Annotated in this window: 10 protein-coding genes and 1 pseudogene; 4 read left to right on the top strand and 7 right to left on the bottom strand. The window is 63.9% G+C overall.

Annotation, left to right across the window (positions count from 1 at the left end; translation table 11 throughout):
* Positions 1-206: 206 nt before the first annotated feature.
* Positions 207-941 (top strand): site-specific integrase, encoded by a 735-nt coding sequence (locus ACO2Q9_RS20495; protein ID WP_423314185.1) that lies wholly within the window; start codon positions 207-209, stop codon positions 939-941.
* A 109-nt stretch (positions 942-1,050) separates the two neighbouring features.
* Here the strand turns inward: ACO2Q9_RS20495 and ACO2Q9_RS20490 are convergent, their stop codons facing one another.
* Positions 1,051-4,032, bottom strand: a complete 2,982-nt coding sequence (locus tag ACO2Q9_RS20490; protein ID WP_423314184.1) for a TrlF family AAA-like ATPase — start codon at positions 4,030-4,032, stop codon at positions 1,051-1,053.
* A 318-nt stretch (positions 4,033-4,350) separates the two neighbouring features.
* On the opposite strand from ACO2Q9_RS20490, the gene ACO2Q9_RS20485 reads away from it, so the two are divergent.
* A complete protein-coding gene (locus tag ACO2Q9_RS20485) occupies positions 4,351-5,730 on the top strand; it encodes a M48 family metallopeptidase (RefSeq protein ID WP_423314182.1) in 1,380 nt (459 codons plus the stop codon).
* A gap of 203 nt (positions 5,731-5,933) precedes the next feature.
* Positions 5,934-7,493: a hypothetical protein gene (locus tag ACO2Q9_RS20480; protein WP_423314180.1), complete on the top strand. Its 1,560-nt coding sequence runs from the start codon at positions 5,934-5,936 to the stop codon at positions 7,491-7,493.
* Between the two features lie 182 nt (positions 7,494-7,675).
* Here the strand turns inward: ACO2Q9_RS20480 and ACO2Q9_RS20475 are convergent, their stop codons facing one another.
* The gene (locus tag ACO2Q9_RS20475; protein WP_423314178.1) at positions 7,676-8,374 is read right to left on the bottom strand and encodes a YkgJ family cysteine cluster protein; all 699 of its coding nucleotides are present in this window, start codon (positions 8,372-8,374) and stop codon (positions 7,676-7,678) included.
* Positions 8,375-8,614: 240 nt separating this feature from the next.
* Positions 8,615-9,079: pseudogene (locus tag ACO2Q9_RS20470) on the bottom strand (SOS response-associated peptidase family protein); the annotation flags it as partial.
* 153 nt (positions 9,080-9,232) lie between these two features.
* Between ACO2Q9_RS20470 and ACO2Q9_RS20465 the strand changes: the two are divergent.
* Positions 9,233-12,145, top strand: coding sequence for a Tn3 family transposase (locus ACO2Q9_RS20465; protein ID WP_423314176.1), 2,913 nt, complete (start codon positions 9,233-9,235; stop codon positions 12,143-12,145).
* Positions 12,146-12,224: 79 nt separating this feature from the next.
* Here the strand turns inward: ACO2Q9_RS20465 and ACO2Q9_RS20460 are convergent, their stop codons facing one another.
* The 4 genes from ACO2Q9_RS20460 to ACO2Q9_RS20445 form a co-directional block, all read right to left on the bottom strand.
* Positions 12,225-12,449 carry a PAS domain-containing protein gene (locus ACO2Q9_RS20460; protein ID WP_423314174.1) on the bottom strand — a complete coding sequence of 75 codons (225 nt, stop codon included), beginning with the start codon at positions 12,447-12,449 and terminating at the stop codon, positions 12,225-12,227.
* A 136-nt stretch (positions 12,450-12,585) separates the two neighbouring features.
* The gene (locus ACO2Q9_RS20455; protein ID WP_144196071.1) at positions 12,586-13,059 is read right to left on the bottom strand and encodes a universal stress protein; all 474 of its coding nucleotides are present in this window, start codon (positions 13,057-13,059) and stop codon (positions 12,586-12,588) included.
* Between the two features lie 419 nt (positions 13,060-13,478).
* Positions 13,479-13,910, bottom strand: a complete 432-nt coding sequence (locus ACO2Q9_RS20450) for a bacteriohemerythrin (RefSeq protein WP_423314171.1) — start codon at positions 13,908-13,910, stop codon at positions 13,479-13,481.
* A gap of 237 nt (positions 13,911-14,147) precedes the next feature.
* Positions 14,148-15,302 carry an MFS transporter gene (locus ACO2Q9_RS20445; protein ID WP_249938021.1) on the bottom strand — a complete coding sequence of 385 codons (1,155 nt, stop codon included), beginning with the start codon at positions 15,300-15,302 and terminating at the stop codon, positions 14,148-14,150.
* Positions 15,303-15,349: the final 47 nt, after the last annotated feature.

Raw genomic sequence — 15,349 nt, 5'->3', positions numbered from 1 at the left:
AGGCCACCATACCCGTTTACAAAGCGAACAGGAAAGTCAATGAAATCAACGGTCTACCCAGACCACCCCCGCGCCAGTGCTAGCTTTGCGTACCGTCACTTATTGCACTGAAAACGAGGAGACCCCTGCAGCTGCCGGCCGCCTACGCGCTGGCGCTCGCCGCCGCGGGCTTCACGGGCGCGGGCGAGCCGGTTGCGTTGAGCACCTTGGCGTTGCGCCTGGCGGCCCTGGCCCGCCTGCACCGCGACCGCAAGCAGCCCTGCCCCACCCACGACCAGGCGGTGCGCGCGCTGCTGGCCAAGCTGCGCAAAGCCCACGCCAAGGACGGTGTCACCGAAAACAAGAAGGCGGCGCTGGACGCGGCTCGCATGGGGAGGCTGCTGGCCACCTGCGACGCCACACCGCAAGGCGTGCGCGACCGGGCGCTGCTCGCGTTCGGCTTCGCCACCGGCGGGCGCCGGCGCTCAGAGATCGCAGATGCCGCGTTCGCGCAGCTGGCCAGCGCATCGGACGGCTACCGCTTCCGTCTGGGGCACTCCAAGACCAACCAGTCAGGCAAGGCCCGCCCGGATGACGCCAAGCCCGTGGTTGGCGAGGCCGCACGCGCGCTGGGCGCCTGGCTCGAGCTGCTGGACGACCAGGGCATCGCGCGCGAGGGCAAGATTTTTCGGCGCGTGCTTAAGGGCGGGCACATCGCGGGGCCGCTCACGCCGGCGGCGGTGCGCCTGATCGTGCAGCGGCGCTGCGCGGCCGCGGGGCTGGATGAGGGGGAGTTTTCGGCGCACTCGCTGCGCGCGGGATTTCTCACCGAGGCTGGTAAGCGCGGGATGCCGATCAATGAGGCGATGGCCATGTCCGGCCACACGTCGGTGGCCACCGCGGTGGGCTACATGCGGACGGAAGAACTCGCGCGATCTGGCGTGGCCCGACTGCTCGATTGAACCTGAACCGGCGCGCATAGCCACGCTGGGCTTCCGCTCGTCTAGGAATACCGTTGACGACCGGGGGGGCGGTCGAACGGCTTTCCGCGTCAGGCGAAAGCGGCGCCGATCAGAGTACGACACGCAGCCGGCGCGCACGTTCCTTGAATGCCCGCTCGCCGCCTTCAAGGATCTCGCACACACGCCGCCGGATAACCGGGTTCTCAAGCCCGCCACACTCGTAGGAGATCTCGGGCAACTGGCCCGGGCGGTGGCGCCCGCAGGAAGCGATGATGACTTGGTCGGCGTCGGTGTTCACCACGAGGTTGGCGTTGTGGGTGACGATGATGATCTGGCGCCGCTTCTTGGCCTCGCGAAACCGCGTCACCAGTTCCTCGAAAACCGATTGCGGATCAAGGTTCTCTTCCGGCTGGTCGATGATCAAGGGCCGATCGTCCTCAGCGTCGATCGACAGGTAGAGCAACAGCAGCACGATGCCGCGCGTGCCTGGGGAGAGTTGCTCGATGTCAACGCCGTCGTACTGGAGGCTGTAGGCCACTTTGATGTGGTCGGTGCTGTACAGCCAGTCCGAGACGCGTTGCGCCCACTCGCGCAGGTCAGTGTTCTCGGGCCGATGCGCCCGCAGGTTGTCCTCGTTCGCCTTCACGAAGGACAGGAGCGCTGCAGCCGCTTCATTCGCAGTGCCTTGCTGCCACGCCGGCAGCAAAGCCAAAGAGGCCGCCTCCTGAAGTTGCCCACGGCCGCGAAACGGTCCGGTCCGAAGGTCCAGCAACGACTCACCCACGGCGGCCCACCGCTCCATGTCCACTTGGCGTTTTACGGTGAATGCAAGCCTCGCCATCGAGCCGGTATCGGCCGCGATCCTCGCCTTGATGGGCGCGTAGAGCTGGCCGAGCGCGGACTCCTCTTCGACGATGGCCTCGAAGATTCCCTCATAGGAGGTTCGGCGCAACTGGATCAGCGACTCAATCCTGTCGTCGGCCTCACGCGCCCGCTTGATCTGCTCGTCGAGCTTGACCAGCGCGCCCTCTGCCTTAGTGATCTTGTCGGTCAGGGTCGCGTAGCGTTTCACCTTGTTCTGGTCGGCGCCGACCAGCTGGTTCAGGCGCGCGACTTCACGATCGAGCAACGACAGGGTTTGCTTGGCGAGATCGGCTTCGTAGGCGATGAGCGCCACCTTGGGGTCGACGTCGGGGCGAACCGCTGGATCGGAGTCAGCCGGGCCTTGCAATCGCGCTACGAGCGCGTGCGCATCGCGGAGCCGCGCCTGCAACAGTGAGTCCACGTCACCGACAAAATCCACCTTCAACTGGTTCCAGTCGTCTTGCGACAGCCCCGTGTCCTGCCGCTCCTGCTGCATCTCGCTCAAGAGATCGGGAGCCCGGCGATCGCGAAAGTCGGCGATGTCCATCTCCAGGTGCAACAAGGTCTGGACGCGGCGCTTCGATCGTTCCACCAGCTGACGTCTCTGCTCGGCCGCCTGCGTGACCTCCTCCAGGCGCTTGGCGCGCTCTTCGTTTCCCCTTGGGATCAACGAGGAGCGATCGCGCTTGTCCTGTTCTAGCGCCTTGGCCTTGTCCTCACGTTCCTTGATGAGCGCGGCCAGGCCCGCCTTGCGCATGCGCTCCGCGGTCAGGTCGCCGGACGCCTTGCGCAGGGTATCTTGGTGGCGGCGGCGCTTTTGGCGCGACCCTTCAAGCTGCTGGTCCAGCAGCTCCGCGAAAGTCGACGCGCCCATTCGCTCGTCGCGCGGGTGCGCGTTGAAAATCACCCGTTCTATCTCCGCATTCAGTGGATTGTTAGCGTCCTCGGCGTTGCACAGTTCGGCAACGAATTGCTGGGAGAGATACTGAACGTGGGGTTCGTCCAGAAGATCCTCCATGTCAGAATGAATCACCTCGTTGCCCGTGGTCTCGCCGTTTTCCCAGGCAAGTTCCACTTTGCACGTGGCCAAGTGCTCGTGGGCGCGGGTGACGAACGACTCCTTCTTTATGTGGGGAGAGAGAGCAAAGCCGCCGGCGGCCACCAAATCGGCCAGGGCCGTCTTGCCAGATCCACGTGCACCGATGACTGCCACAAGTCCGGGATTTAACGGGATGGTCGGCTTGGTGAGCCACGAAGCGCCGGTAACGTTCATTGTGTGGATGGTGTGGCTCTGCAGAGAGCCGCGGCGCGGTTCGGGGCCGAGGAGGACACGCTCCTCCGGCTCCAGGCAGGTCTGGCGCAGCGATTCAAAACTCAGATCGCCCTTGATCCAGCAGAAGCGCTGTTGATCGACAACGCCAACGGTTTCCGGCTTGTGAGCGTCCGAGCCATGCAGACAAGGCTTGAGGCCGTCGTACTGTTCGTCAAGCTGCTGCCGCGTCAGCGTACCATGGCCAAGCCAGAACCGGACTTGGTTCGGATTGGAGTCGAAGATGATGTGCGCGAGCTGCTCGATATTCTTGCGGTGTGCCGCCCAGGAGTCCGAAGCGTCCCGCAGGCCCGACGTGCCGTCTTTCTGGCCGCCGGCGACTGCGATCAGCGCGTTCGCCTTGACCCAGTCGTGCTTGTTGCGCGCCTCCATCAGCCGCTCCAAACTCACCTTGAACTGGTTGGCACCGATCGAGCGGGCCGCCTCAGGATCGGTTGTATCCGGTGCATGCTGCATCCCGAGCCGGATCAGGTCCTCGCGCGAGCACCGGAAGTTGTCCTTTTGGTACTGGAACTCGAACTCGAGCAGGAAGCGCTTGATCCGGTCCACATGGTCCGGATCGTCCGGCGGGAACAGCAGATGGAGGTTGAGCGGCGCCCCCCGATTGGTCTCAATGCTCAAGTGCAATTCCACGTTCGGGAAGATGAGGCCGATTTTTCCCAGGCGTCCCGCGCGCTTGAAGGCGAGCACCTTCTCGTAGTTGTCGATGCTGAAATAGTCGGTGATGCCCAGGACTTCGATTGAGGGATCGGATGCCTCGACCTTCGACAAGAAGGCCTCCCAGGGATCGGCGCCCCGGTATTGGTTGTTCAGCGCGGTGTTGGGCGTGTGGATATGCGGATCCCACCGATGCCAAAGCGAACCACGATCGATATTCGTGTTGTTGAGTGCGTCCAAAGAGTGTCCCCCGCCTACGTGCCTGGGCGCCTGGATGCGCCCACCTACTCATCCGCATGATAAGTGGGCGGCGCAAGCAGCACGTACAAGACCGGGGGGGCGACCCTGTCGTGTGCCCGGAGCGCGGAACGCGACCCGGTGAACTGCTGGACGACCGGGGCGTCGCCCACCTGCTCGACTAAGAGTTCGTACTGGAGGCGGGATACGCAAGCGAGCCCACTCAAGCGCCTGGGCGGCGCGACATGCGGCCCTGGTGACGCCACCTGTGGCTTGCCCGACAATGTTCCTGCCGCCGACCACAGGGCGGGAGGGGATCACATGGGAACCACCTGCTGCCAGTACTTGATCGCGCTGGGTGTCGCAGCCTGCGCTGGACTGTCCGGCCCGGCGCACGCCCAAAGCCTTCTGAACGACTCGCATAGCGTCGAGTCGATCCGCGCGGCAATCTCTTCGCCGCTGCCGCCGCAGGTCATCGAACAAGCCCGACGCGCTGACGACACGCTGTTGCGCACCGGCAAGAACCAGGGCCAGGACGTCTACTTGGTGCAGGATGCCCGGACCGACCGGGTCGCCAACATTGCAACTCGGCTTCTCGCAGCGGCTGGCCAAGATCCGGGGAAATGGTCCGTTCGCGTCCTGGGGACCCAGCCACCGACGGAGAACGCCTTCGTCAACGGGGGCCCATTTATCTACGTTTTCACCGGCTTGGTTGACCGCGCGCGAACCGACGACGAACTGGCTTTCGTCCTTGGGCACGAAATCGCCCATTCACTATTGAAGCAGAACCTGCGGCGTTCGCAGGACTTCACGCAGCTGCTTGGCTCCATCGCCGCGTTGAGTGGAGTCCTCACGCGCGATCCGACCAAGAAGGACAAGCGCCAATTGATCGCCGGCGCCTTTGGCGGGGCCTACAGCCGACAGGATGAGCAGGAAGCAGATGCCTACGGTGCGCATCTGGCATTCAAGGCTGGGTACAACCCGCTGGCCGGCGTGAACTTCTTTCGCCGGTTGGCCACCCAGGAGTCCCAGGCGCGCAGCCGCAACGATTTCGAGATCGCCACTGCGAAGCGCCAAGTCGAATCGCAGGTCGCGCGGTGCGAACAGATGCGTGGCCAGCTGGCCGCTGACCCGCGGCTGCGCACCCAGCAGAACGTGAACAACACCAACATGGTCTGCGCACAGGCGTCGCAGAATGTGACGGCCTTCAACAACGCGATGTCAACGAACTCGCGCGAAGAATCGCGATCGGCGCTGCTCGCTACGCATCCGCTGAACGAAGACCGGATCAACGCGCTGATCGTCATCAACGACTACCTGCGTGGCCGCCGCTCGCTCGACTCCCTGGGAAGCATCGGCCAGGGGCAGCGGGTTTTTGTGGCGTTGGGCACATCCACCGCCGGCGCAGCCGTTGCAAGCCCGGCTGTCGCGCCGCCGGCAGCCCCGGGCGCCGGCGGCTTCGCGCCGGAGTCGCGGCGCGCAGGCGAGTCATGCAATTCGAACTCCGATTGCGCGGGGGAACTACGTTGCGAGCGCGCCATGTGCTCCGCCACCGATTCGGCGGCCGCCGCCGCGGCTTTCACCACACCGGCAACAGGCGGCGCTTTCCGTCCTGAGTCGCGTATGGCCGGCGAAACCTGCAATTCGAACTCGGACTGCAACGGCACCTTGCGCTGCGAGACGGGCCTCTGCCGCCCTTGAGCGGCTAGGCCTGCCCTGGGCTGCCCGGTTGATTCCGCAGCACCGGGTGTGGTAACGTTTGGACTGGCTTCTCCGACGCCTGCCGCACGCGCCCTCACGGGCACGACGAAGACGGAGACTCAACCCCCCATCAACGGACATTCAGTTCTTCATGGGCGATCCGCAAAGCGTGCACCGGACTTCGAGCCCGATGGAGAACCGACATGCATATTGAGCACATCCGGCTGCTCGCCAAGCCTTTTCGCGCGCTCTTGGCGGAGCGCAATTTCAAGCTCTCGCACAACCAGGCGCTGGATTTTCTCGCGTCGGTCGCGGGGCTACGCAACTGGCCCGAGGCGAATTCCATGCCCTCGCGCCTGGACGCCGCGGTGCCGAATCGCCCGGCCGCGGCCCGCCTGGCGCGGCGAGTTGTCGATGGCGGTGGACCCGAGATTGAGGTCGACGCGCTGCTGCGCTTGATCGCCGGAGATGCTGGCCTTCAGGTTTGGCCTGATGGACCGCGCCCAGGCATCTACGCCTGCACCGAAGGGAAGGCAGCTGCGGCGGCCGTTCAGATCTACCTGGAGGAGACCGGCGACGAGTTGTTCTTCACCGATGGTGTATGTCAGGGGGAGGACGCGGCCATTGTGTTGGGTGAGCACGGCCTTTCCTCTGCCGGCTTGTCGAAGGTCGCCCGAGGCACCCTCGTGGTAACCGGCCCGATGGAGCTGAACGCGGAGAACTGGGAAGACAATCGCGCTCGTCTGATCGCGGCCAGCAACTGCGCCGAATCGGACATGCGCGTGCTCCTGGTCTGCGAGACCCTGGACCCGAAGAACCTGCATCACGACCTGGCACTGCTGCTGCGGCTGAACGAACCAGCCGGTTTCGTGGACCCCAACCTGCGGGGCGTGGTGGATGCGGATGGCCAACTCCGCGTGCTCGAGCAGTTCGTCGGGGAGCGCCCGCGGCCCGGCCCGCAAACCCTTCCCCCGCCCAGGGTTGAGGCGCCACCGGCGGTGCGCGACGCGGTCCGTGCGGCGCTAGCGGTTCGTAGTACGGGCCTCTTCGTCGCAAGTACCGCCGCCTCCCATGAGAGTAGCCGCTGGTCCACCCTGGAGATCGTACTGCCGCTTCTGGCCACGCTCGGGCGCGTGGCGCTGGTGGTCGAGAATACGCGCGGCTCCTATGGTCGCGAGATCACTCCGCCGGACATCATCCTCGCGCTGCCAACCTACACGTCTGTGGAGAGCGCCGTGGTCGACGAGTGCAAGGTCATCGTCGTGGACTTTCCGTCGCACCCAACGAAGGATCAGATGATGAAGTTCGCCGACCAGGCGCTGTTCGTCATGACCGGCCACGATCTGGATGTGGGGTCAGCATTCTTCCATCAATTCTCCGACGAAGATCCCGAACGGCTTGAGGCGTTGGTCGCTGTTGTTGGGGGCGCGGGCTTCGCGAACGAGCTGGACGGCCAGCAGCTGTGGGACGTCTACGCCGCTGTGCCTGGCCTGAAGCGGAGGGCGACCGGCAAGCCCCTCGATACCGTGAAGATCCTGGAGAAGCATCGCGCGATCCGGTGGGAAGACGGGTACAGCGATCTCGCGCAGGAAGGGCTCATCCCGAAGGGGCTGCTTGCCAAGAGCTACCGTCGGTTGTCACCTCCGCGCGCCCGTCGCTCGGGCAAGCCTCGCGGTGTCGAGCCGGCCGTGCCTCAAGCTTCGCACCACCCGTCCGCACCGACGCCAATCAGGACCGCAAAGACGTCAAGGCGTGAATCGTAAATTGGGCCTTTCAGGCGACGGCAGGATCTGCCTTGCTAGCGTATCGGTGTCACGGCTTGGTGCCGCACGCCACAGCAGGCTGGCGCGGTATTCCTCGCGCAGCTTATGCAGCGTCGGGTCCCGTGCCGCTTCGAGTTGCGCACGGTTAGCGAAGCGCCTAGAGGCTAAAAAGTTGCCGGGAACTAGACGGAGCTTTTGTCGAGGACATTCGGAAATGCAAGCTTGCCATCGCGCCAGCGGCGCTGAGACGCAGACGTCGACTTGAGCGCGGCCAGGACTGCTGCGCTCATCTCGTACCGCGTGGCGTCGAAACCTGCCCGCTTGCTCGCGGCATCGTTCGCTTGGATGACCGCTTCGGCCGAAACGATCCAGGCGAGGTCCTGCTCATGGTTCGCGTCGTGGCCAGGATCAGCGAAGGTACGCTGGCAGATCTCGACCTGCTTCGAATGATGTTTGCGACATGCCAGCGGTCGGTCCTCATAGATCGTGCACTCGTCGCTCTCGAGGAATGCACAAGGGACATTGGTGGAGATATGCTGACTGCGCGTCATGGTCGCGGTACGCGCGACGTTATCTTCCAACCGCAGCGTGACACGATCCAGTTGTTCGGGGGGCATGTCCTTGGCGCGTTGCGCCAGAGCCAGTGCTTCGGTCGCCGAAACCATTACGTGGTAGTGGCAGCACATCGAGCACCCGCGCTTGCAATCAACCTCGGCCTGGGCTTGCCGAATGCCCTCATCGGCCGCGCGATAGATGAGCATGGCGACTCGGCGCGCACCGCCCTGCTTCGCGCGCACCTCACGAAGTTGGCGCTCAACCTGTCCCGCCAGCCGCCGGGCACGTTCCCCCTCGCGTTGCATGATCACATGTTCAAGTTCCACGGTGCTTGTCCTCTGATGAATAATCCTCCGCCGGCGCGGTTGCGCAACGGCGGATTTACTACAGCGCTTCTCCGCGCCTTTCTTTTGCATCTCTCATGTACCGTCTGGCTGTGGCCACTGAAACACCCAACTTTTCAGCCAACTTCTGAGCAATTGCTTTCTCGTCTTGAGGACTGAGTTCGTGTCGCGCAGCGAGTCGCGGTACATTCCACAAGATCATCAGAGATTCGGCCCGTCCAACTAGGCGGCCAAGCGGTGTTCGTAGTACGGGCGCTCGCGGTCATCCAGGACTGCATAGCTGTCGGCCGGCGAACTTGGCTTTATCCACGCATCGATGTTCTCGGCCCTAATCGGCACGATGCACCGATCATGGCCGGCAGCGGCGACCTCCGGGGGAGGCTCGTCTGTAATCGCGGCGAAAGACAAGAGGTCAGGCTCGCCTGGCGCGGTCCAGCGAGACCACAGGCAGGCCACCATCATCGGTTGAGCAGAGTCCGGACGAAATTCGAGCACGACGTTCTTGCCGTCGCGGTCCACGTTTTCGTAGAAGCACGTCGCCACCATGACGCCGTGATGTTGGGTGAACTGGCCCTTCCAGAAGCCCTCAAGGTTGTCGCGGCGAGCGTTGTACGTCCCGGGATACTTCGTGTCGTAGAAGGCTGGTTTGCCGGCGGGACGGCAGCCGTATCGCATTGGCTTGAGCACGGGGTCCATTTGATTTCAGTGTCAAAAGTGACGGTTCGCATCGCCAGCAACGGCGCGGCCCTCGGCCGGTAAGTTGTTGATTTCACAAGGATTGCTGTTCGGTCTGGCGCGGCGTATCTTTGGCTGCTTCCCGGGAGACGAGGAGCAACCGAAATGCAAGGCTGGCAGACCCCATACCTTGGCCTGCGCGATCTGCCACGTGAGATCACTGACTTTGAACTCCAGTCCTTCTTCAGCTTCGGTCAAGCCGAGCTGGAACTGATCTCAAGGCGGCGAGGAGACAACCACAAGCTGGGCCTGGCACTGCACATCGGTTTCGTGCGCATGAGTGGCCGACCGTTGAACAGTGTGCGTGCAGTCCCGCCAGTGTTGCTGCGTCACCTGGGCCAGATGCTGGGCATCACCACACCGGACCTGGCGTCGCTGCGCGCGCTGTACGCTCGTGGCCGAACCCTGTTCGATCACCAGCAGCAGGCCTGCGAGGCGCTGGGCTTTGCCTGGATGACCGAGCACCAGCGCCGAGCGTTGGTGCGAGTCCTGCGCGATGAAGTGACCCACAGCGCTGATCGCGAGCGGCTGCTGCTGCATGCACGGCATTGGTTGTACGAACACCGGCTACTCATCGTGCACGATCGCGTCATCCGCAGCCTGGTGGCGGTTGCACTGACCGAACTCGAGGCCGCCACGGCCCAGGCGATCCGAGCCGCAGTGCCTGCCGGCCTGCTCAAACGCTGGGCGTCGGCGCTGGACAGTGCGCGCCCGGATGGCCAGCACTGCCAGAGCTGGCTGTGGAGCGCACCGGCCAAGCACTCGACGCGCCAGATCACCGAGGTGCTCGAGCGCATCGCGTTCCTGACGGATATGGGCATCGATCAACACTTGGGTGAGCTCAACGACGTGCTGGTGCGCCGCTACGCGCGGCGGATGGCCACCCGTGCGCCCTCGATCAGCGCCCGGATCAAGGAGCCGGCGCGCACGGTCGAGATGGCCTGCTTCCTGCGCTATTGCCTGCTGACGGCCACAGATCAGCTCATCCTCATGTTCCAGCGTCGTGTGGCCGACCTCTGGCGCCATTGCGCCGACGGCGTGACGGCAACCGTCGACTGGGCGCAGCAGTACCAGCACTTGCTTCAGGAACTGACCGATCTTGCGGCCCAGGAGACGGTGCCGGATTCCGAACTGCGCTCGCGCTTGGTCAGTCTGGTCGCGGTCAAGCGTGCCCGGCGCCCGCCCAGTCGAGCGTCGATCATCCGCCAGCACCTCATCGACGCCATTGCCCCGGTGCGCTCGCTGCTGGTGGCAGTGAGCGGGCTGGCCTGGCAAGCCACGGGCGAGCATCCGGCGATCGGTGCGTTGGACAGGCTGCGCACCCTGTACGCTGGCGGCACCAAGAGCCTGCCGGGCGAGGTCACGGCAGCGCGCCTGGGCCCGGCATGGCGTCAAGCCATCGCTGACGTCGACCGTGAGCGGGCGTTCCGGGCATTGGAGGTGGCCACTCTGTTTGCCTTGCGCCGAGCGCTGCGCAACGGCTCGGTCTGGATTGAGCACTCCTTGAGCTTCCGCGGCCGCGAGCGGCTGTTCATCCCGGATGAGCGCTGGAAGACCGAAGCCCGGCGCCACTACGCCCGGCTGCAGCTGCCGGCCAAGGCCAGTGACTTCCTCACACCGTTGCTTGCACGCGTTCGCACAGGTATCGACGCGGTGGCGGCTGCCACTCGCGTCGGATTGCTGCGCGTGGACGACGAGTTGCACTTGGCGCCCCTGGCCGCCGAAGACGAAGATCCCGAAGTCACCAAACTGCGTAGCCGGCTTGACCAGCGCATCGGCGAGGTGCAACTGCCAGAGGTCATCCTGGCCGTGGACGCTCAGGTGCGCTTCAGCTGGATCATGCTCGGGCGTGAGCCCAGATCGAGCCAGGAACTGCTGATGACCTACGCCGGCATATTGGCGCACGGCACCAGCCTGACGGCCGCAGAGTGCGCCCGCATGATCCCGCAGCTATCGGCTCCCAGCATCCGCCAGGCAATGCGCTGGGCGGGCGATGAGCGGCGGCTGGCCCTGGCCTGCCAGGCGGTGCTGGAGTTCATGCAGCGCCATGCGGTAGCGGCAACGTGGGGCCGAGCCGATCTGGCCTCCTCGGACATGATGAGTCTGGAGACCAGCCGCCGGGTATGGCAGGCACGCCAGGATCCACGACGCCAGACAGCCTCCATCGGCGTTTACAGCCACGTGCGCGATCGTTGGGGAATCTTCCACGCCCAGCCGATTGTGCTCAATGAGCGCCAGGCCGGTGCCGCCATCGAAGGGGTGGTGAGACAGGAGCGGGTGGAGGTGTCGCAGTTGGCTGTCGACACGCACGGCTACACCGACTTCGCGATGGCGCTATCGCGTCTGCTGGGCTTCGATCTATGCCCGCGGCTGCGCGAACTGCGGCAACGCCACCTGTTCGTGCCGCGAGGAATGACAATCCCTGTGGAGATCGCCGCCGTGTGTGAGGCCAGCGTGGACACGACACTGATCGAAGCTCATTGGGACCAGCTGGTGCATCTGGCGGCCTCGGTGCAGACAGGTCACGCCAGTGCGGTGACGGCGCTGGCCAGGTTCGGGGCGGCCGCCAGAGGAGACCCGATCTACGACGCCGGTGTGCAGCTGGGCAAGCTGCTCAGGACGGCCTTCCTGGCGGACTACTTCGTCAATGCCGGCTTCCGCAGGGAGCTGCGCCGGGTTCTTAACCGGGGCGAGGCGGTGAACGCACTCAAGCGTGCGATTTACACGGGCCGTGTAGGGCCGGCCCAGGCCCGGCGTGCGGACGAGATGCAAGCCGTGGCCGACGCCTTGAGCCTGCTGGCCAACATCGTGATGGCATGGAACACGGCGCAGATGCAGGCGGTACTGGACCGGTGGGCCAACAGGCGCCAGATCGTGCCGCCGGAGCTGACCGGGCGCATCGCACCGACGCGGCTGGAGGGCATCAACCTGCGCGGCGTCTTCCGATTCCCGCTGGAGCGCTACGCCGGTCAGATCCTGCCGTCACAAACTGCAGCGAAAACGAGTGCTGGCGGCTGAAATCGACCACGCAAACAAGCCCTCAGCGGCCGATCGGGAGACCAACAGAAACTCAAGGCGTGACAAGCACTTGCGCGTGCTACTGGCGCCGACCCCGTGCCAATGCTCGCTCTGCGGGGAGGCACGAACCGTCACTTTCTGCACTGAAATCAAAAGGACCCCAAATGGCGCGCCCAAGTACTTCATCGCCGACGAGCAGAAGCCTTCGAGCGGAGGGGTTTAGGTAGGTGAAATGCCAGTTGGCGTCGACGCAGACGACGCCCTCGACTAGCTGATCGAAGATTTCCGCAAACTGCCTATGCATCAGATTAGCGTGGCCCAGCGGCGAGGCCGGCGTCTCGCTCCTGCTCGCGCTGCTCGAGGGACTGATCGCTTGGTGCGACAGGTGCCCTGATGCCAGACCGCACTTGTACGTACACCTTCAAAGTGTCTCTGATCATTCAGCGGCCTTCAAATAGATCGGTTTGCGAGCGCTCGCGCACAACCAAGACTGGCACTGGAGATAGCCGAATGATCTGCTCCGCACCACTACCCAGCAGGAGACGGCTTGGACCGCTGCGTCCGTGCGTCCCGAGCACGATGAGTTCCTCCCCAAACTGAAGGGCGACCCTTGCGACGAGGTCACCTAGCCGACCGGTGGCATCGTCCAGCAATAAGTGGTCGACCTCCAACCCTTCCGAGATCGCCGCTGTCGCTGCGTCTCTGAGTATCCGGTACCCACTGTCCCTTAGAGTGGCGAACATATCGGCCGAGACGCCCCCACTGGGGTCGTAGCCGGCCAAGTACACAGCGCGGTCCACCACATGCAACAGGCGAATTCGTGCACCCATCTCTTTTGATAGCGATATCGCTGTGCGCAGCGCGCCATTTGATGGCTCACTACCATCGACGGGAACCAGGATGTGCTTGTACATTGCGCACTCATTGATACGGTGAGGCCAGTGTCGCAACACACGGGAAAGTGAGGTGCTGCCGATGCGCGATTTGGACGAAATGAAACATCAACCGGATTCTGCGCACACGGGACCTACGTGATGTGGCGTGTCGAACAAGTCGCGACGGCGGAAGCTCGGAAGGTTTAGGAGTGCAGCTCGCTCGGATTGTGCTTAAGGCGCAACGTACTAATCGCGGACCACAGCTACTGAACGTTCGAATTGCTTCACGGCCTTCCGGACGGGGACATCATGGGCGCGGCCGCACCTTCGTTTATGGAGCAACCCTGCGCGATACGCGGACGCGGTGATTCAACACCTGGGTGATGAAGAGGACGCGTCGTCACATGGGCTGGAAGCTACCGAAGCCCGAAGCTCCAGCGATCAGCGTGGGAAGTGGGCTAAGTGCCCGGCCTCCGCGCGATCTTCACTGGCGCGCCGCCGAAACGCTGCTTAGACCGATGCGACGCCACACCGGCGTCCATTTCATGAACATGCCCCGGCAGCCACACGTGCAATTCGGTCGCGAGGCGATTGATGAGCAGTGCCTTCTTCTCTGCCGCGACATCGACCTGAGTCAGCACCACCATCACCTCGTCAAGTGAGTTCAACACCGCCGCATGTTCGTCCAAGTGGCACTTGGCGTTGCCATCCGCCATGGCCCTTAGCTCAATGTCTTCCAGAGCGAAATGCCTTGAGGCGTGCTCGCGCACCGCTTCGAGACGGCGAGACACTTCATCTAAGGGTGCATCGCGGAGTTGGAGAACAAGGTCCTCAAGTCTCAGATGGTCCTCATCGAGCACGGAGTCGCCAAGCGTCAGCGGATGATTCATAGCGAATGTCTGTTAGGTAGTCGGAATCGATTGTCGCCCAGCCTCGGGGACGTATTTGCGGACGCACTAGGTCTCACCCGGCCGCTCAGATGTTTCCTGGACGATCCCGCCTGAGTCATTTTGGATCTGCCGAATTTCCATGCATCGGGGTTCCACCGCCAGTGACTCGCAAGGCTGGCATCTTCTCGTCCCTCGTGCGACAAGGCAGTCGCGAATCGTCGAAACTGAACCCCATTTTCATTCATAGCGCGACGACTTCGGCCAGCGCAACTTCGTCGATCCTCGCAGGAACATCGCCACCAATCCCAAGGCAGGACCAAGCGCAAGCCAGGTCACGGCCGCTTCTCCTTTTGAGCCGAACAGCTCAGTGACCAGGCTGATCGACATGATGCTGATGGCAAAGCCGATCGCGTTTTGCACCGCCAGCGCGCTGCCTATCAGATCTGCGGAGCAGGCCTGGCTCGAGAGACTGGAGAACTGCGCCGAGTCCGCCACAACTGTGGCGCCCCAGAACACAAGCACTGCTAGCCGCAGGAAGTCTGGCCAAGCCGCGGTGAAAGGATAGATCACGCAAATCGTTCCGGAAGCGGACAGTGCGACTGCGGCGACGGGCGCGCTGCCAAAGCGACGCGCCAACCTGCCTGCGACCAAGCTGCCGACGAAACCAGCTGCGATCACGCCAAAGTTGGCGGCGGGGCCTAGAGAGGCTGGCATCAGTGGCGCGACCAAAAAAGGAACAAGCGTCCAAAAGGCGTACAACTCCCACATATGTCCGAAGTATCCGAACGCGGCCGAGCGGAAGGCGGGCACTCGGAATGCCTGCAGCACACTGCCCAATCTGGGATGAACGCCGACGGTGTTTAATCTGGCATCGGGACCATCCCCGGTGACCAAAACGAGGATGGCTCCGACGACAGACAGCAGCGAGGCAGCCGCGACGGTGGAGTGCCAGTCTAGTCCGGGGGCCCAGGCACGTAGCCCGTACGGAAAGGCTGTTCCTAGCACCAGCATGCCTACCAGCACTGCGAGCGTGTCCGCAGTCCGGCCCCGATTCCACCCGACCACCAGCTTCATGCCCAGGGGGTAAATTCCCGCAAGCGCCACACCATCCGCGAAGCGCAGCGCGAGCGACGGAGCGAAGCCGAAGCCGCCGAATGCGAACAGTGCGTTAGCGAGGGCGCCAAGCAACCCGGAAACGAAGAAGATGCGGCTGGCAGGCACCCTGTCGGCCAGATTCGAGAGCGCGAAGGCTAGGGTCCCGAAGATGAAGCCGCCCTGCACAGCCGACGTCAGGGCCCCGACGGAAGAAGGGGGCAGCCCCCAACCCCGCAGAAGTTCGGCTGCGGCGCCATTGGCACTGAACCAGAGCGATGTACAGAACAACTCGGCCACGGCAATGATTCCGATGGCAGCCGCAGCAGGGATGGACACAGGCGAGG

Source organism: Variovorax sp. VNK109, from assembly GCF_049445855.1.
GTDB lineage: Bacteria > Pseudomonadota > Gammaproteobacteria > Burkholderiales > Burkholderiaceae_C > JAGOCV01.
Note: the sequence above shows the minus strand (reverse complement) of the source record. Positions and strands in the feature narration are given on the sequence as shown.